We start from the raw sequence: 18,386 nt of genomic DNA, 5'->3' as shown, positions 1-18,386 counted from the left end.
AGTCCCCTTCGTCTAGAGGCCTAGGACACCGCCCTCTCACGGCGGCAACACGGGTTCGAATCCCGTAGGGGACGCCAATCTTTTCAAGGCTTTCAAGGAAAGTTGGTTTTTTAACTTTTAAAAATGTACCATATGTGTACCAAGTGCTGATTTCAGGGGATCAAGAAAATCCTTCAAAAGAAATTGGGAAACTCTGCAGTCTGGTTTTTTTCTACTACCTTTATTAATCTTGTATCTTTTCCACATTACTATTGGCGATTTCTTCTTCAGGCGCTGGAAACATGAGGTAAGTCATATTCTTGTTGTCGTCTTTCTCATAGGAAGTTGAATAACCGATGCCGTTATCCAGACATAGCTGTTGAAAAGCAGAATCCTCAATGAAGAAATCATGCAGGTGAATGATTAGGTTTGCCGCCGAGCCGGTTAAGACATAACCATTGTCCCAGATTTCTATATGAAAATCCCCATCTTCCTCTTCTAAAGACACAACGAGCTTTCCGCGATTGGGGATGCGATAAATTATTTTGCCAATGAGACTGATCAAAAGAACTTCCACGAAGACCGGCTCTCCAAGAAGAATTGTTGGTGTCTCAGGTATGTCGATTTCAACGTCAAGGTTTAAGATATGGATCTTCTCAGCGAAAAGAAGGGGAATGTTCAGGAGAATTACTTTTAGATCAACTTCCTCCTTGTTTGTGGGTTCCCACAAGCCCATGAATAAGGGTTTGGCTTGACGCAAGCACAGCTCCAAAATATCTAACCTGTCTGTATCTGTCAGAGAAACTTTGGGATCAGAGTAGGATTTCTTGAGTAGAGTTAAAGACTCAATCAGGTACCCCATATATTCCTGCCGTTTCCTTTTGATATCTCCTTGTAGATTTCTTTGCATTACACATGAAGTTTGATGGAGTTCCGCTCCCAAGGACTCTCTTTTGGCTGCTTTATAATATGCGTAGTAAAGGTATAGCCCAGCAGCTACGAGGGTAATTGAGATCAGCAGATATAATGTGAGAGAATTCATCAAACAATTGCCTCCGATTTTAAATAGTGCCGATAAATTGAATTGGTTCGATGCTCGCTCCATAAGGTTTGTCGAAATTTATGATCAACTTCTTCAATGAAATCTATTAAATCATCATAAACTGTGACATCTGTGGGGATGGCGATCTCCGTCTTCTCGTTGTGGGCACAGAGAATTTGCTCCTCTGAAATAATGAAGCGCTGATAGATTTCAAGGTAATCCTGGTTCACATCATTAAAGGTCAGTAAGAGATGGGTAGCAAATTTGTCTTCACAAAACAAAAGGAGTTGCTCTAGGATTTTCAGCTGAAACTGAATTAGTGCCATCCCTTGAAGATACTCATCCCAAAGGACTTTTTGTTGAAATCTTCGAGTGTCTAAAAGTGGAAATTCACCAACAAGAACGGGTTGTAAATAAGGTTCTTCGTACTCATCTCCTGAGGGGATGAGGACATCTCTTACTTCAAGTGCAAAATCACAGGATAATTCATGGAAAGTATCCAGAAATCTTGCAACATAAATGCCTGAGGATATCTCCTGAAAATCAAACAAGAAAGGTTGTTGTAGAGAATGAATAGAGGAGCTTTTAGTCTTTTCAGCATACTTGGACACATTGTGTCTATATATGGATATGGGGGATTCTTTGGCGATTAATCTTAGCAATGTTGGCCTCCTTCATAACACTTATCTGAGTTGCATATACTCAATGGATCAATATTTGTATCTATAGATGCATTGGCATATGATTTGTATCATTTAATTTGACACAACGCAACCTTCTTTGTATCTTTTCCTTGAAAATCCTTGTTTAATGGCGTATCTTATGGGAATTGCCCACTAATTTTGATGAATTAAAATGCCCAAAGAAACGAAATCGATCCCCCCATCGGCCTTGAGATTATACAATTTGAGGAAGGCGACAGGTCTATCCCGAGATGCGATTCAAGACCGCCATGGAATTAGAAGCCCAAGCCTAAGAGGATGGGAGACAGGTCTTAGAAGCATTAAACCCCACAAAGCAGAATTGTTTGTCTCTATTTTTAAAACCTATGGGATTAACTGCACGACCGATTGGATATTATATGGAAAAGGTGAGGACCCCTTAGAGGCACGTTCGCAAACCACAGATGAAGCCTATATTTTGCAGGAAATTGCCCGGTTCGAGTCATTTTATAAGGATTCAACCGTTATGGAAGTAACCGATAACTGTATGGCGCCATGGATACGTAAAGGGGATTATGTCGGTGGAATTTTCAAGGAACCTGAGAGAGTGCAAGATTGCTTCGTTGACCAACTTTGCATTGTTCGAACAAGAGAATTTGGAACACAAATAAGACTGGTTCAAAAGACCCAAAAATCTAAACTCTATAATCTCATCTCCTTTTCTCACACCGGAGAGCTTATGAATGTAGAGTTGGAAGCTGTGGCGGTCGTCATATTTATGAGACGACAGCAGGAGATGATTACTGGCAAGCCTAACCCCCAGTCTCTTTAGGCAGCTTGGAGAGTTTCTTCGCCAACAACGGGAAGGATAATAGTGAACGTTGTATGCTCACCGTCTTTTGAATCGCAAGTAATTTTGCCCCCAAATCCTTCAATTGTTGCTTTACAAAAAGCAAGGCCAATGCCAGTGCCATGGCGCGTTCTGGTATAGAATCTATCAAATACATGGGACAAGTTATCACGGGATATGCCAAGGCCTGTATCTTTAAAAATCAAGCGACATCTACCTTTGTTGACAGCATCAGCCTCAAGCGTAATATAAATCTCTCCCTTTCCAACGGATGCTATAGCATACAAGGCGTTCTTCAAAAGGTTAAAGAGCACGTGCTTTGTGAGTTCTTTATGCCCAAGAAAGGTAAAGTCTTCTGTCATACTTCCGCTTTCCCAATGTACGATTTCCCGCTCACTTGTTGAAAAGGGGTAAGTTCCTAATGCCTCTTTAACGCATAGTTTCATTGAGCATTTCTCCACTTTCCGGTCAGCGGTGTCTTCATTCAAATTAGCTAGAAGCATTGTGATCATCGTGTGTGCGTTGTTGCTCAATGTTTGCATGTTTTCTGGGAGTTCTGCGATATAAGTTTCTTGATCATGCTCTAGAGTATTTTCAAGAAGGTTGGCCGCTTTGGCTTTCGCATACCCCTCTAGATAGCGGGGGAGAATTCTCCCTAAAGTTCGAGCATTCATCATCAGAGCAGACAAGGGAGTTCGCAACTCATGGGCGATTGAACCCGCTAACATTTTCATAGTTTGAATCCTTGCTTTTTGTGCCAGCTGATTCTTTTGGGAAAATAGAACAGAGTAAACAATTATGCTGCAATATACGACCATAATAGCAGAAAAATTGTCTGGCAATTGAGGGCTTGGTGTTGTTAATACGTAGAAAATACTACCTAAAGCAGTTCCAAGAATTGTAAGGATAGCAAAACTTAACCAATCCACCACAAGAATAAGAACAGTAAGAGCAAGAATGGTATACAAGGGCCAAATAGGATTGGAAGGATTTTTTAACAGCATAAATGTGAAAAAGAATGGAAGATTAAAAAGAATAGTAACATTCCAGTAAAGTGGGATGAATTTTTTAAATTTTTGCGGCCAATGATTTTTAAGAGCCAGAATAAAGCACAATATAAAGGCGATAACTCGCAAAGGAATATTTTCATAGGTTCCTGGACGAATGTGAGAATTAAAGAAGTAGAATAGAAAAAACCCGAAGATTCCCAAAACAGCATAGGGAATAAGCTGATGTTCAGTATCCTTGGTTTTTTCAGAGAGACTCGCATACAATTTTTTAAAAAAGCAAAATTTCATTAATAATCCTCACTCTCGCTTAAAACTAGTAAGCTATTTTTCAAGGAGGATTAAATAATAATCCATGTGCCCCTCCTTATAGCACTCGAGAACTGAATCTACCCACTTAGTATCCCCAACTTTCAATCTCCACTGATGAAATCCTTCAAACACATGATTTCCAATGGGTTCAAAATGAATTTCTTTAAAACCAACGTTCAAGAAAGCCTGAAGAACATTCTCAATAGGAATAAGCCGGTCAACGCCCTGATCAATAGTAGGAATACAAGCTCTTAATGCCTGATAACCCAATTCACTTGTGGCAAAATGAGCTGTAACTGCTAGCTGTCCCCCATCTTTCAAGACTCGCCAAGCTTCCTTGGCAAAATTTGTCATTGAAGGAAAGCATTGAGCAGCTTCTACGGAATAAATCTTTGTAAAGTGGCCATCAATAAAAGGTATATAGTCAGATGACCCTACATGGAATGATAGGTTAGTTCCTTCAAGCATCGCGGTATGATGGATCCTATTGGCACGCTCAACTTGCTCAGGCGTTATATCTACGCCAACAACTTCTTTGGGGTTCATGGTCTTTGCAATTTTTGCACATCCATTTCCTCTGCCACTCCCAACCTCTAGAACTCTGTCATTACAGTTGATATTCAAATGGTTGATCGCCAATTCATACAAAGCTTCAGACGCTCTAATTCTTTCCTGTTGTGTCATTTCTCCTTCTTTTAAAGCTCTATCTTTCCAATAGCCAAAATTAATGTAACCACCTTGAAAACAAGGCTTTTCTGCCAAATCATTAAGGCCGTATGTTGCAAGGACTAATGGGTGGGCATGATTTATTTTGCGGGAAAGTTCATTTGCACGCACGTCCATAGAAACGGAAATGCGATCGAGTGCAGGCAGGACCTCGCGTTGCATGGTATATTATCCTTATTATTTTTATTGGATACCATAAAAACATTAATCATATACCGCACAACTTGTCAAACTGTGAACATTTTATCCCATATCAAAGCATTTATTTTTGCAAACGCTTATAGAAATGCCTCCTTCTCTTAAAAGTTCTTCATACATTCCCGTTACGCTACTTACCTTTTGTTCTACTTTCTAAACATATACTTCAAATGATTTCCCGGCTTTGTATTCTCCAAAAGGGAGGATTCGGGTATGGTCAACGTCAAAAATGTTGGGTGCAAAAATGTAATAGTACGTTTCATGAAGCCCCTGAAGAGTTTGGGGCGAATAGGCATGATTCCTCCAATCCGCAGCTTCGGGCTCCAAAATGCCTTGAGAATTGTGAAACCACATAATCAGTTTTCGTTCCCTTAACTCTTGGAGAAGAGAAGAATCGACGTTTTGGGCCTCGCCCGAGTCTGCTGCATCTTCAAGTTGCAATTCATTGTTCACCACGAGACCATGCGTAGCGCCATCCTGTGTTAGAAAGAGATAGCTTCCGATAGATTCACACAGATAAGCCTCTCTAAACTTTCCCTGTTTCATGAGTTTCTTAAAAAAATCGTGATAATTTGGATCACTGATGGGATTGATGGTGCGATCCGCAGTTACAATTGCTTTGATTGCAACCTTCGAAAGTTTATTAAAGTAACGCCACTGGGCATTTTCAACAGCTTGATTGAGCTGATCACTCATGTCCATGTCTTGTTTGCGGATATAGTGATGAATAATACCTTTGTTAAAAGCGTGGATAGCAATGTGTTCATCAGCAACACCTGTGAGGAGAATTTTTTGTATATTGGGATCTTTAATTTTCTTGCAGAACTCAAGCCCAGACATGCCCGGCATTGAGTGATCTACAATGACTGTGGAGATTTCCTCAAATCTTTCGTTTCGATATATCTCATGATGGGTATCGAGAATATTGACGTCCAGTTGCCGATGTTCCCACTGTTCCTCATCGAGACTCTCAATATAACGATTAGGAAAGGGATCAGGTTTATAGACCTCATTTAGATATTGAAGGGCCTTTTGAGGGTTTTTAAAATATTGATACGAGGCATGATCTTTCGATAAATCCTGATTCAGGCTTCTCAAAAACTCACTATTATCATCAATAACAGCAACGCGGGTGGGGTGAAAACAACATGGAATCATAAAACTCTCCAAAATAATAACAATCAAATATTTAAATTTGTATTCACAAATTGCATAGCTAATAGCGAATATCAATTTATTAAATATGGTATATATCGCCTTTAAAAATATTGCAAGTTTTGTTTTATTATATTTGAATTGCCCATAATTATAGAATTAGTGAAACCCCTTAATTAATTTCATCTATAAGTAGTGTAGAAGGATAGAATCAATTTTCCATTTTGAAAACTAATTCGTTTAATTCCAGCGCGATCCACAAAAGATGCTCCTCCCTCACAATTCTCTCACAAGAAGGTGGTGGTAGGTGCAGTAGTCAATACACCACTTTCTTTTGAGATAATCCATGTCAACATTGGGCGTCAGGACAATGTATTGGGGTTTTTGATAATCACCTGCACATATCTCAATCAAAGGTAGATTATCTTCGAAAGCTTCCAGTATCTCTGCAGACGGCTCTTTGATATGGCCATATAGAGCAGTCACACGTTTAGGTGACAAAATTATAAAGCTCCAATTCATATATGTGAAATCAGGGCACGTAGCCATAAGCTTCGAATTTTCGATCGATGTGACACTCTTGAAAAGCTCATCAAAATCTTCAAAGCATTCTGGTGGTGTCCCATCTAGAGGAAGAATTTGTATCATTCACTTTTTCCTTATTCTCAAAAAATCAGGGTGTGAATGTTGAAAGGATTTTAACCTTGGAATTTAGACAGCAAGAGTTAGCTTCGCGGATAAGCAAAGTGATCCAATTAAAGACAAGAGCTGACCCAACAAGTCCTCTAAAAACATCACACAACAAGAAGGGAGCAAGGAAAGCCCTTGCCCCCTTCATATGGACATGTTCAATCGAGACGCAATTCTGGCGGGCCAGATTTATGCCAAATTCTCATGATCTGTTCTTGGTAAATACGCTCAGTTTGAGCTAAGATGCTTTTAGCCATTATTAACCTCCTAAGGGTTGATTGTGGTTAGTGGGGTCTGGGCGGTATCAACGCCTGGGCTCCACGCTTGCTTAACAATGAGGTAAGAAGAGCGCGTAGTCCGTCACTAATCTTTAACCTCCCTTATACTTTAGAAGGGAGGTGTGGAAGAATCAAGATAAAAATCTATTATTTTAATGAATAGCTCGCAACTTACTATTGTTAATTGCTCAGCTGTATTCGTTGTAGTTGTTCAAGAAGTCTATCCATCAAGCAAAACGATAAAGAGAGATAGTGTTAACTTTCCATTAAGGTGTAATTTATTTAATCCATATTCCTAAATCGAGATCAATTCCAGTGATTCTTTTTATGTTCGCTTGTGCCAATGCTATCCCAACAGATGTTAATTGCAGAGATTGAAGAGAAGATGTTTTCCACGTTTTAAATAGGTTTTTAAAATTAGGATCTATTTGATTTATATCATCCTCAATTTCATTTTCCAACATAGAGTTGGTATTTTGAAGAGCTTTTAGTTGAGATATCTTTGATTCATCTATATCATATTTCTTTCCTAACATATCGATAACATCAGAATTAAGAGCTGAGACTTGAAATTTTGATGGGTCTCTTAAGCAAGGTATGAATAGTTTGTGCTCCTGATCTGGATTAAGGGCTATAGTTTCGATCGAGGATTTATCAAACCCTTTTGTAAAAACGGCAGGATAGTTCTTTTTGAGGATGTCAAATAAATTACTCCCACTGATAGAAATTGAACCACATTTTGTATAGTCGATATGCTGGTAATCTGACGCTTCAGTTGCAAGTTCAGAACAGAATGGCAGCAAATATTCTTTAAAATAATCTCTAAAGCTTTCAATATTGAGGATATTCCCTTGCATACTATAACTTAGAACAAATCTGACTGATATTGCATTTAGTTGTCTTTGCAATAGTAAAGGAGCTACCAAAATTGATTCAGATAAAACAATTTTTTGTAACTCTTCTACTGCTTGTTTTCTGCGTACAAGAATGTCTACTAAAAGATCGGCCAGTTCTCTTTTTCCTATTTGCGCATAACCTTTTTGAGCATTAAATAGCGATATTTGCATGTCAGGGCTTTTGAGGGATTCTAATGGCAGTGGGTTGGTTTCTTGAAGTTTGTTCAGAAAACATTCAACAACTTCCTGCGCTCTTTGCGAAGCAGTTTCCTTCGCCTCTTTCTGAAGTACTAAAAAATTCTCACTAAATAGATCTCTAGCTATATCTTTAACATCCTGGTAGGTAAGCCCAGCTTCTACGATAAGGGTGCCTGCTTGAACATTAACTGAATTGTCACCAGATTTCTGATCTTGATTATTTTTATTCATGGTTTATATTTTTGTTGACTTTAAAATCTTTACCAACTTGAATGTTGACAGAGTTCTTTCCAGATCTTTGTTTCTGTTTTGTTTTATTTCCGCCTCTATATTTAATAATTATGAGAGGTATTGCTGTTACCCCAACAATACCTAACACAATTTCTATTAACCACATATATCTGTCCAATTCTTAGTTACCTTTCGCAGAGCTGTTATTTATAAGATACAAGAAATGTAGATTACCAGCATCAACTATTATGACTTGAAAAGAAGTATCCCGAAACTAACCCCATAAACCAATCCGCAAAATCTTTATCCACCTTGTTGAGTCCTTTTTGGAGGGAATGGAGGTAGGTTTCTTCTACGCAAGTTAAGATTTGACCGATGGTTAGGTTGTGGTTTTCCTTCTTCACCTTAGCATCAATGAGCTTTACCGTTTCTGTGAGCAAGCCAGCCTTATAGGATTGATCTAACAATTCCTCTATTGTTTTGCCCATTTTATCATCGGTAAAGATATTCATGCCTTGAATCAGGTCATCGACGGTGCAGTCGAGGACATGGGCAACCGCATGGACAATATCGACAGAAGGTCTTTTGGAATGCCCCCGTAAAATATTTCTAACTGCATGAGGTTTGAGACCCGCTTGTCTTTCGATTTCGACGGTTGAAATGTTCTTCGCTTTCATCCGAGCATGTATCTGTTTTGCAATTATTGTTCTCATCTTGTCCTCCTTTTCGTTCTCTCTGGTTCTATTTAATTCTCCTGACGTTATATACATAAAAACACTAATTGACATGTAATTACAAGTCTGAAAAACTTACAAGAGTTGTACATAAACAACTAACAGTCAACTCTAGCGTAAAGGAGTCTTAATCTTATGAAACCTTCATTTTTAACAAGTGATGATCTCGCTGACCGGTGGAATATGCCACCCACAACATTAAGTCAGTGGCGATGGAACGGTCGCGGGCCTGAGTACTACAAAATGGGAAAACACATTCGATATAAGATTGAGCACGTTGAAACGTTTGAAGAAGAACGGCGGCGTAAAAATACTTCCATAGACCTTACCAGTAAAAAACCAGGGGAATAAAACGATGACATCACAACTTCTAATAAACGAGCCGCCTCTTCAAATTTTACCAACTCTTGCTCAAACGATCGGACTCAATGAAGCGATTGTGTTGCAGCAAGTCCATTATTGGCTGAATCCAAAGTTAAACAAGAATTTTTTCGAGAATCGCTACTGGGTTTGGAACACTTATGACCAATGGAAGAATCAGTTCCCATTTTGGGGAATGAATACGATTCGACGAGCGGTTGCAAATTTGGAAGAATCTGGTCTGCTCATGTCATTCGTGACTCGGGATTTTAAGAAGATTAAATATTACAGCCTCGATTATGACAAGTTAGATCAAGTATTCTTCTGTTCTGAAACAAACACTTTAGAAATGACAGAAAAGCAGCCGACACACCCATCTGCCCAAAATGGGCAGATCGATTTGTTGAAATCCACAGATCGAGCTGCCCAGACTGGGCTGATCGATCGGCCCAATTTGGGCAGATGTATTAATATAGATACAGAGATTACTAGCTCAGAGAATACTCTTCCTCCTCTTTCTCCTCCTTCAAGCAATTTCGGGGTTAAAAAATCCGAGGAAGAGGAAGAGGAAGAGGAAGAAAAAATAAAACTCTTTCAAAATTCCAATCCGAATACCAATATTCCCCACAAGAAGCCTCACGAGGAGATGTTGGAAACCTGGAATCAAACCGTCCAACGCAAAATTTATTCAGGAAAGGAGGTTCATCTCACCAAGAAGCGAGCAGAACTCTTGAAGGCGCTCTTGGAAACCATTTTCGAAGGCCAAATGGATTCTTGGAGAGATTATTGCACCTTGATTGCGAACTCTCGCTATCTCGCTGGGGAGAATGCCAGGTGTTTCAAGGTAACTCTGGATTGGGCTTTGGTTTCGGATAATGCCTACAAGGTTTTGGAAGGGGCGATTTATGACCAACCCCAACCCGCCAAGAAGCTGACCGAAGTTCTGACTTGGGAGGAATTTTCTGAAGAGCTTGCCCGGAGCCTACCAAGCAGCAAATATCTTCTGCCCTGGCTCAAAATCTCCATCAATCTGGCAAAGCAGATAGGTCAGATCAAATACAAAGATTGGTTTTTGAAGGTGTCTTTAAGTGAATTATCTGACTCGAAGGCAAACCTGTCTGTTGAGGGAAGGTTCATCAAGGATTATATCCAAGGGAATTTCTCACCAGAAATTCTTCGTGCCATTCGATCTATACGTCCCGAGGTTTCACGAATTGATTTCCAAGTCATCCAGCCATATGGAGGACATCACTCATGAACATTAAAGAACACCGAATATACACCTTCATGTCAGAGCCCCTCAGGATTGGGGGGATGACGGTGGATGAACTTTGTTTCATCGTCGTGAGCATTTTTTTGTTCTTCGTACTGGAAGCGTTCTCCCTCAAGCTTCTCTTCCTTGTAGGTGGGTCTATCGGAGTCTACATCATCAAGCGCTTTAAGAAATTGGTCACAGGATTTTCGACTGTGTCCTATCTTCATTGGACGCTAGGGCTGCGGTTTGGCTTACCAAGAATATGTCCAGAATCATTGAAGAGGATATGGCTGCCATGAACTTCTCTACCAACCAAACAACTTTAACAGCCGTTTTGAAGCAACGAGATTTTGCTCTAATGGTTTGTCTCGGCCTTGTTCTCACGAACATCCTGTTGGTCTTAAAAGTGGTAAATGCTGAGGAACATTGGGTTTTGATTCCGCATTACGATGTGGATCACAGATTAGAGATGACTGCGTCTAAGTATTCCGATGACTACTTTGCCGATTGGGCCAATGGGGTGGTCAACACCATATTTACCGTGAATCCCGATAGCATCGATTGGAAGATCCAGCAGATTCTAAAAATCACGATACAAAATGTAGGGACGCTTAAAGAGAAACTGCAGGCTGAATCCAAGAAGATCAAAGCCGATGAGATCAGCACGGTCTTTTATCCGAAGAAGTTTTTGGTCAATCAGTCAACTCAAACCATCGAGGTGGTGGGCCAGCACATTGCTTATTTTGGGAGAGATTCCTCACCCGTTGCGACTGAAAAGAAATTCCGCCTGTCCTGGGTGGTGCGAACTCATGGCGTTATCCTTTTGAAAGATTTTGTGGAGGTTAAAGATGAATAAAAGTTTGATGAGTTTTGTGGCGATAGCATTGGTTCTTGCAGATGATTGCAATGCCCATACACCCCTAAACCCTTCTGAGGTTTTGGAGTTCCCTATCTCAAAAACGGGAATGACGCGTATCACGATAGATAATGATGGGATTGAGGATATTTATGCATATCCAACGGAATATGGGGATAATATATCCCATCATAAAAGCGGTCACATCTTTGTAGTCGCTGAAAGTCTGAACGGTCCGCTCTACGTAACATTGATCACAAACCGTGGGGCCGTCCAGGACCTTAAGCTGATTCCAAAATCTAAGATAGCAGAACCGATTCTCCTTACTTTCGAGAATCCGGCGACGCGTATGCAACAGAGGCAAGAGGATGCAGGAACGATTTTGGCCAGCTTTGTTCAAGGGATTGTTCCAAAAGGATTCTACGCCATATCCGTTGATGAAGTGAGCCGCGGCCATGATGACAAAAGCTCGTTAGAAGCGATTGTCGAAAACGCTTATCAAAACGAGCATTATCGTGTGTTGATCTTCAAAGTCAAGAACGTGGGCCAAGAACAGATTACCCTTGATAATAGGGTGCTTTGGGAGGCCAGGGATTTGGCCTCTACTTTTGATCAATCCCAGCTAAATCCTGAGCAATCTGGGAAACTATTTGTCATTCAAAACCGTTAAATCAAGGGGGAACAGAGATGAAATTGATATCAAAAGCGGAACTAAAAGTATGGGGCAAGGCAATTGGGTATGTCTCAGTGGCAATGCTTGCCATGACAGGACTATCCTATGCCACCTTGGATGCGCAAATCACGAAGGTAAGCGACATCGTCCTTGGAAACTTGGCGGCCTTATTGATTGGCGGAGGGCTCGTCGTGGGGGGTGGATACTCCTGCTACCAAGGAGATATCCCAAAGGGTTTGGCGCAGATCGGCGTTGCCGGTGGGATTGGTATCGTCACCGCTCTCGTTAAGTCAAAAGCTATTTTTAACATATTGAACTAATGAGGAAGAGGAATCGCCATGAAAGAGATGTTCGAAAAATTGGAAAGTCTCAAAAGTTGCCTCTACGATCGGATCGGGTTATCAGGAGATTCTGGCGTAAGAGACATAAATGCCGCGTCAAAGAAACTAAGGGTAAAACAGCTACTTTTCTTAAGCGGAGCCGGCATAACAATTCTGGCGGTAGGATTTTATCTCTTTTTGTCAGGAGGTGATAGTGCGTCACCTTCTATGAGCACAAAGCCTGTTGAGAAACCAATGAGCACCCTTGGGAAAGACATGGCGACACCTTTAAGCTCAGTCGATGAAAGAGAAACCTGGGTCAATAGGGTTGAGAAGAAGGCAGAAATACTTCGCCAAGAAACTCACCAGGTCCACCAACAAAATGAATTGTTGGAAAAGCGCGTTGATGTTTTGGAAGACTTATTCAAGTTGCAACCTCCCGTTGAACAACCAAGCTTTGAAACTGCAAACCAGACCTTTGAGCAACCTACCGAACAACCAGTATCATCCATTCCGAACGCTTCTTATGGGACTGGATCAACAAATAATGCGCCGCCCAAAAGACGAGGTCCAAAGATTGTTCACCTCACCGGTCATCGTCTTAAGGGAGCTTCATTAAAGTCTTCAGACTTATATCTCCCTGGGGGCACCTACTGTAAGGCTGTTGTGGACATGGGAGTTGCCGCTTCCACAGCGACCAATTCACAAGGAAATCCAGAGCCGATCAAGTTGAGATTGGTTGATGATGGGGACCTTCCCGGCGGACTAAAAGGTCAGGTGCGAGATGCTGTTCTCATCGGCGCTTGCTACGGGGATATTTCCAGCGAGCGCGCGCGCTGTCGCTTAGAAACTCTAACATGGAAGGATAAGAACGGCACTCAAATCGAAAAAGCGATTGAAGGGTGGGTTGTTGGAGAAGATGGTCTGGCAGGCATTCGAGGGCAAGTTGTGGATCGTGCTGGGGCGGTTGCAAGAGAGGCATTTGGTGCTGGATTGTTATCTGCTGCGGCTAACTTCTTGAAGTTTGAAGCAACTGCTGGTGTCTATCCAATGACTCCTTTCGGTCAAACCAATGCCTTGAGCAAAGAAGGAGCGCTGAAAGGTGCAGCCGCATCGGGTGCAGGTAGCGCACTCGATAAACTCGCGGAATTCTCCATTAAACGAGCAGAGCAAATGCAACCAGTCATCTTGGTAGCCAGTGGTCGTGTGGTCGATATTCTTCTCAAGACAGGTGTTTCCTTAACGCCTGAAAGTGACACCGACATGAAAGTTGTCGGGGCTTCATCTTCAACTGCTGACTTGGAAACTTCTACTCAAGAATCGCAGGAGAACTAAATGACTGTGCAGAAAATAACAAAAAGTCTTAGCTTATTGAGTTGCTTATCCTTGGGGGCTTGTACCGGCTCAACCTATTCCAGCCACTTTGATTGTCCCTATGGAACTGGAGCAGGATGCGCCTCTCTTTCTAAGGTGAACAAGATGATTGATCGCCACGAGATTGATTTGGATGAGGATCAATCAACTTGTAGCTCTGGGACTTGTACTTCCAAAAACAAGCAAGTGTTCATCTATTATGGGCCGGATCAAATGAGCAAGGTTATTTCCATTGATACCCCAACGAGGTAGCGACAATGACGTCAAACAAAGTTGATAGTTTTGAAAGTTTGATGAAAGAGTGGATTAATATCCCTCGTCTGCATGATCTTTTGCCTTATGAAAGTTATGAGCCTCAATCCCAGCTTTTCTACAATGAAGGCGCAACAGGTTTTGTGTTAAGTGCCAATCCCATTGTCGGTGCAGGGCTAGAGGATCAGCAGCAGATGGCTCAGTTCTTTCGAACACCTGGGAATTTGATGGAAGGAACATCCATGCAATTTCTCTTGTTCGCTAGTCCTTGCATCGGTCCTCATCTCGACTATTGGAAAGATGCCCGAAGTGAGACTTTACAGAATGATCCCATATTCCAAAAGTTGGCTTTGCGTCGATCAGGATTCTTGAAAGCCAAAGCCTACCATGACCCAGAAGGATTTTTGATCCGAGACTATCGATTGTTGATTTCGTATACGGTTCCAGGGCACATAACCCAACCGTTTGAGAAAGACCGGTTGATGCGTCTTCGAAAGGAGATGAAGGCCGTTCTCGAAACTTTAGGCATTCAAGCAACAACAATCGATGCTGATGGTTTGATTCGTGAAGTCGGCACGATCCTCAACATCCACAATGATGTCTACCCTCAGGTGGGCCAGTGGCAGGAGCATGATTCATTGAAAAAGCAAATCTTTGACTTGGATAAGAATTTTAAGGCGACAGAAAATGAGGTGATGTTGAATGATGGACAAACTTTATGTCGGAGCTACATCCCAAAAGTTTGGCCAAAGCGCTGGTCTTTAGGGAATATGGATCGAATGATTGGGGATCTTTTAGAGGTTCGTCAAAAGATTCCTTGCCCCTTTCTCATTCACTTTGGTTTGTTTGTGGATAGTAACCAAGGAAAGATCAAAGCCAAAGCGTATGCCAAACGTCAAACACTTGAAAATTCCTTGAAGAAAGGCATGTCCAAGTTCGTACCCAACCTGCGAGAACAATATGACGAAAGTGTTGAAACGGTTGAAGAGCTTCAGCTCGGTGGGCAAGTTATTATTGAATCTTTGAGCTATACGATCTTTTCAAGACCTGAGGAAATCCAAGAAAATGAGCAACATCTCCGAGCACTTTGGGGGAGTTCTGGCTGGGCCTTTCAGCCCACAAAATATGATCACCTGTTTGTTCTCCTCTCTTCGTTGCCCATGACATGGACGATAGGGACATCTAAAAGGGGGTACTTCTCTAAAAAGGATTTCGGGGCTGCAACGGGCTTGGAAAGACTCTCGAAAGCGAAGAAGACCGTGACCAAAGAAGCTCAAAATCTCTTACCCGTAGTTGGCGAATGGAAAGGACAAGCATCGCCTGGCATGCCTCTTGTGGGAAGGCGCGGCCAGCTTTTCTTTTGGAACCCATTTGGCAAAGCCTTCTTGCCTGGAGAAACCAATGCCCAAACCGATCACAACTATAACGTTTGCATTGCTGGTCAAAGTGGATCAGGCAAGTCCGTCTTTATGAACGAACTCATGTCAACGGTCATGGGTGTTGGGGGCAAGGTCTTTGTTCTGGATTTAGGAAGGAGCTTTAAGAAGACGTGTCAGATCCTCAAAGGCCAGCACATCGAGTTTGATATTCGACATCCTATTAGCTTGAATCCGTTTACTCATATTCCAGAAGGAAACGAAGCAGAGGAGATTCTCCAACGAGAAGAAATGTTGGCCATGATATGCCCCATCTTTCAAGTGATGGCAGCCCCAAAGAATGGCACGACCGATTTAGAAAACGCCTACATTGAGCAAGCCATCCGCTGGTCTTGGGAGACTTATAAATCCAAAAGCTCTGTTGATACGGTGAGAGAGTTTTTAGAGAATCATGAACAAACTGTTGCAAAAAATCTTTGTCAAACTCTATATGCTTTTTCCTCTCAAGGCTCTTATGGGCAATTCTTTAATGAGGCAGCTAATACAAGCTTCAAGGAAAAGCTCGTTGTCATAGAAACTGATCATCTGCGCAATTATCCAAGCCTTATGGCTGTGGTCGTTCAAATGCTCATCATTCAAATCAACCAAGAAATGGCCAAGGGAGATCGGGTGACACCCTTCCTGATTATCATCGATGAAGCTTGGAAGCTCCTCAGTGGCAAAAACACAGGAGACTTTATATCTGAAGCCAGTCGCACCTCTCGAAAGTATAAGGGTTCGATCGTTTTGGGAACGCAACATCTGACGGATTATTTTAAGGAAGAATCGCCAGGGGCCACAGAGGCGTTTAACTGCTCCGCCTGGAAATGCATCCTTTATCAAGAAGGCGATGTTATCACTTCTTTGAAACATCATGATCAACTTCAAGGGTTTGTGGATAATGAATATAAGGAAGCGCTGCTACGATCCATTCATTCCAGTCTCCCTCATTATTCAGAAGCGGCAATTTTTGGGCCTGGGATTAATGGAATCGTCGGGCGTCTGAGGCTCGACCCATTCAGTCGCCTTCTTTACTCAACCAATGCAGAAGAATACCAAGCTATTGAGAGTCATATCAAACGCGGCGCCTCGATCGAAGAAGCTATTGAAACTGTCATCGAAGGACAAAATAGCAACCGAGGCGTCGCGACCAATGAAGAGGAGGATTCTCATGAAACTTAATCACATCCTCTTCATTATTTGTGTTCTTCCATGCGGCGCCAAGGATTTGGGCGTCATTGGTACAACATTTGAGATCGTTGAAAAAAGCTTATTAAAAGTCATTGAAGAAAGACTTCAAGATCTACAAACTTCTGGCAAACTTGCAGAGCATCAAAAGGAACTCCAAGAGAGGGTTCGTCAATCCATTGATCGCCCCCGACCTGTCGAGGGTCTTCAAAAGACGACCACCTATCAATCTAGAGATTATGATCCTTCCTTTGTTTTGGATAAAGACATCAAAGATCATGAGGGCAATATGATCGCAACTGCGGGAACCAAATATAACCCTCTCGTTTATCATTCGTTTGGGAAACCGCTTCTGCTGATTGATGGAGATGATGCACTCCAAGTGAATTGGGCCTTATCACAAGAAGGCAAGATCGTCCTGACTCAAGGAACGCCCCTTCAATTAACCAAAGAGCATAAAAGAACATTCTTCTTTGACCAAGGTGGCGTGTTGGTGAAGAAACTCGGGCTTTCCAAAGTTCCTACCCGCGTGTCTCAGAAGGACAAGGTACTCCTAATCGAAGAGATTACCCTAAAGGATCAAGCTAATGAGCTTTATGCTAATAAGGACCAAGATGATGAATAGCCCATATAGAAAAACTCCATCAAAGAAAGGAATCTTTCCAAAAGGCATTGTTATGCGAAGATTGGGCTCGGGAACCGCAGGAATATGTCTAAAGATTCCAGCAAGAACCACAATTAACCCCACCAATAAAGTGAGGAAATTGAGGAAAGAACTACTGGGGTTTAATGATTCTAGAAGCATATCCATCATGTTTTTATTTTTACTTTTTTTCTCCCTGCCTGTACAGGCTAATTGTGTGGGTCGTTTTGTCAATCCCGTCACAGATATTTGTTGGAAGTGCGTTTTCCCCTTAACGATTATGGGGATGGATGTTGTGCCTGGCAATGCGAGTCCTCCCGTGCCCAGATCGCCTATCTGTGTGTGCAACAGACCCCCCTTAAATCTCCCTGTTCCTGGCATTCCTGTGGGGTTTTGGGAACCGGTCAGAATGGTGGATGTTACCCGCACACCCTATTGCCTGGTGAACATGGGCGGGATGCAGGTAGCACGCTCAGGCGTTAGCTATCGGGGGGATGTGGAGGAAGATGGGGATACCGGGCTTCATCATAGTTTCTATCAGGTCCATTGGTATGTCTACCCAATCATGTACTGGCTCGAAGTCTTGATGGACTTTATTTGCCTCGAAAATACATCCATAGACTTAGCTTACTTAACGGAGCTTGACCCCTTATGGAATGATGACGAAAAATCCTTCATATTAAACCCAGAGGCAGTCTTATTTGGAAATGTTCTTTCTCAAGCCGCGTGTGCCGCTGACTGCCTGGCTTCTTCCACCAACTTGCCCCTCGATTCCTTGTTCTGGTGCTCTGGTTGCCAAGGCGGGCTTTATCCATTTACGGGAACGCTTAGTGATCATGCTGGAGGCGTTCAAGCAAGTCTTCTCATTACAGGCCGGTTTATGGCCAAACTTCACCGAGAGGGACTTCTCTGGGGAACTTATGGCGTTCAAGGTTTATGCTCCAAATACCCCATGCCGATCATTAAAAAAAGCCAGTATCGGCTTCAAATGACCTATCCCATTCCCACCACGTCGAATTGCTATCCCATGGGCCACACAGAAGTTTTTTGGCAAGGAGGCAAGGAATTTCCGTACAAAGGGTCGGATTTTGG

The 18,386-nt window shown here is 42.1% G+C and carries 20 protein-coding genes and 1 tRNA gene; 12 read left to right on the top strand and 9 right to left on the bottom strand.

All coding sequences use genetic code 11. The annotated features are described in order from the left end of the window. Position 1: 1 nt before the first annotated feature. Positions 2 to 77, top strand: a tRNA-Glu gene (locus K2Y18_03620). Positions 78 to 223: 146 nt separating this feature from the next. On the opposite strand, the gene K2Y18_03615 is transcribed toward K2Y18_03620, so the two are convergent. Both K2Y18_03615 and K2Y18_03610 read right to left on the bottom strand, forming a co-directional pair. Beyond that, positions 224 to 1,021: a hypothetical protein gene (locus K2Y18_03615; GenBank protein ID MBX9804826.1), complete on the bottom strand. Its 798-nt coding sequence runs from the start codon at positions 1,019 to 1,021 to the stop codon at positions 224 to 226. Next, positions 1,021 to 1,683, bottom strand: a complete 663-nt coding sequence (locus K2Y18_03610) for a hypothetical protein (protein ID MBX9804825.1) — start codon at positions 1,681 to 1,683, stop codon at positions 1,021 to 1,023. Before K2Y18_03610 ends, K2Y18_03615 begins: the two co-directional genes overlap by 1 nt. Before the next feature lie 193 nt (positions 1,684 to 1,876). Here K2Y18_03610 and K2Y18_03605 point away from each other — a divergent pair, with 193 nt between their 5' ends. After that, a complete protein-coding gene (locus K2Y18_03605) occupies positions 1,877 to 2,515 on the top strand; it encodes a helix-turn-helix domain-containing protein (GenBank protein MBX9804824.1) in 639 nt (212 codons plus the stop codon). Here the strand turns inward: K2Y18_03605 and K2Y18_03600 are convergent. The 6 genes from K2Y18_03600 to K2Y18_03575 form a co-directional block, all read right to left on the bottom strand. Then, positions 2,512 to 3,831, bottom strand: coding sequence for a HAMP domain-containing histidine kinase (locus tag K2Y18_03600; protein MBX9804823.1), 1,320 nt, complete (start codon positions 3,829 to 3,831; stop codon positions 2,512 to 2,514). The genes K2Y18_03605 and K2Y18_03600 overlap by 4 nt on opposite strands. Positions 3,832 to 3,864: 33 nt before the next feature. Then, the gene (locus K2Y18_03595; protein MBX9804822.1) at positions 3,865 to 4,740 is read right to left on the bottom strand and encodes a methyltransferase domain-containing protein; all 876 of its coding nucleotides are present in this window, start codon (positions 4,738 to 4,740) and stop codon (positions 3,865 to 3,867) included. Between the two features lie 189 nt (positions 4,741 to 4,929). After that, complete coding sequence (locus K2Y18_03590) at positions 4,930 to 5,934, bottom strand: response regulator (GenBank protein MBX9804821.1); 1,005 nt, start codon at positions 5,932 to 5,934, stop codon at positions 4,930 to 4,932. 273 nt (positions 5,935 to 6,207) lie between these two features. Continuing rightward, positions 6,208 to 6,579, bottom strand: a complete 372-nt coding sequence (locus K2Y18_03585; protein MBX9804820.1) for a hypothetical protein — start codon at positions 6,577 to 6,579, stop codon at positions 6,208 to 6,210. A 598-nt stretch (positions 6,580 to 7,177) separates the two neighbouring features. Then, positions 7,178 to 8,224 (bottom strand): hypothetical protein, encoded by a 1,047-nt coding sequence (locus K2Y18_03580; protein ID MBX9804819.1) that lies wholly within the window; start codon positions 8,222 to 8,224, stop codon positions 7,178 to 7,180. A gap of 239 nt (positions 8,225 to 8,463) precedes the next feature. Then, the gene (locus K2Y18_03575; protein ID MBX9804818.1) at positions 8,464 to 8,937 is read right to left on the bottom strand and encodes a helix-turn-helix transcriptional regulator; all 474 of its coding nucleotides are present in this window, start codon (positions 8,935 to 8,937) and stop codon (positions 8,464 to 8,466) included. Between the two features lie 156 nt (positions 8,938 to 9,093). Here K2Y18_03575 and K2Y18_03570 point away from each other — a divergent pair, with 156 nt between their 5' ends. Together K2Y18_03570 and K2Y18_03565 are read left to right on the top strand one after the other, a co-directional pair. Further along, entirely contained in the window at positions 9,094 to 9,309 is a 216-nt protein-coding gene (locus K2Y18_03570) for a helix-turn-helix domain-containing protein (protein ID MBX9804817.1), read from the top strand. 4 nt (positions 9,310 to 9,313) lie between these two features. Beyond that, positions 9,314 to 10,576 (top strand): hypothetical protein, encoded by a 1,263-nt coding sequence (locus K2Y18_03565; GenBank protein MBX9804816.1) that lies wholly within the window; start codon positions 9,314 to 9,316, stop codon positions 10,574 to 10,576. A 32-nt stretch (positions 10,577 to 10,608) separates the two neighbouring features. Here the strand turns inward: K2Y18_03565 and K2Y18_03560 are convergent, their stop codons facing one another. Continuing rightward, positions 10,609 to 10,800, bottom strand: coding sequence for a hypothetical protein (locus K2Y18_03560; GenBank protein ID MBX9804815.1), 192 nt, complete (start codon positions 10,798 to 10,800; stop codon positions 10,609 to 10,611). Positions 10,801 to 10,868: 68 nt separating this feature from the next. Here K2Y18_03560 and K2Y18_03555 point away from each other — a divergent pair, with 68 nt between their 5' ends. The 8 genes from K2Y18_03555 to K2Y18_03520 all read left to right on the top strand — a co-directional run. Further along, positions 10,869 to 11,429 carry a type IV conjugative transfer system protein TraE gene (locus K2Y18_03555; protein ID MBX9804814.1) on the top strand — a complete coding sequence of 187 codons (561 nt, stop codon included), beginning with the start codon at positions 10,869 to 10,871 and terminating at the stop codon, positions 11,427 to 11,429. Next, positions 11,422 to 12,099, top strand: a complete 678-nt coding sequence (locus K2Y18_03550; GenBank protein ID MBX9804813.1) for a type-F conjugative transfer system secretin TraK — start codon at positions 11,422 to 11,424, stop codon at positions 12,097 to 12,099. The genes K2Y18_03555 and K2Y18_03550 overlap by 8 nt, the downstream gene beginning before the upstream one ends. A 17-nt stretch (positions 12,100 to 12,116) precedes the next feature. Then, complete coding sequence (locus K2Y18_03545; GenBank protein MBX9804812.1) at positions 12,117 to 12,422, top strand: hypothetical protein; 306 nt, start codon at positions 12,117 to 12,119, stop codon at positions 12,420 to 12,422. An 18-nt stretch (positions 12,423 to 12,440) separates the two neighbouring features. Further along, a complete protein-coding gene (locus K2Y18_03540) occupies positions 12,441 to 13,757 on the top strand; it encodes a TraB/VirB10 family protein (GenBank protein ID MBX9804811.1) in 1,317 nt (438 codons plus the stop codon). Between the two features lie 36 nt (positions 13,758 to 13,793). Beyond that, the gene (locus tag K2Y18_03535; protein ID MBX9804810.1) at positions 13,794 to 14,048 is read left to right on the top strand and encodes a hypothetical protein; all 255 of its coding nucleotides are present in this window, start codon (positions 13,794 to 13,796) and stop codon (positions 14,046 to 14,048) included. Positions 14,049 to 14,053: 5 nt separating this feature from the next. Continuing rightward, positions 14,054 to 16,645: a type IV secretion system protein TraC gene (gene traC, locus K2Y18_03530; protein ID MBX9804809.1), complete on the top strand. Its 2,592-nt coding sequence runs from the start codon at positions 14,054 to 14,056 to the stop codon at positions 16,643 to 16,645. Next, positions 16,635 to 17,276, top strand: a complete 642-nt coding sequence (gene traW / locus K2Y18_03525; GenBank protein ID MBX9804808.1) for a type-F conjugative transfer system protein TraW — start codon at positions 16,635 to 16,637, stop codon at positions 17,274 to 17,276. The genes traC and traW overlap by 11 nt, the downstream gene beginning before the upstream one ends. A 187-nt stretch (positions 17,277 to 17,463) precedes the next feature. Continuing rightward, positions 17,464 to 18,386, top strand: a 923-nt coding sequence (locus K2Y18_03520; protein ID MBX9804807.1) for a TraU family protein, incomplete at its 3' end; no start/stop codon positions are given.

Source organism: Alphaproteobacteria bacterium, assembly GCA_019746225.1.
Lineage (GTDB): Bacteria > Pseudomonadota > Alphaproteobacteria > Paracaedibacterales > VGCI01 > VGCI01.
Note: the sequence above shows the minus strand (reverse complement) of the source record. Positions and strands in the feature narration are given on the sequence as shown.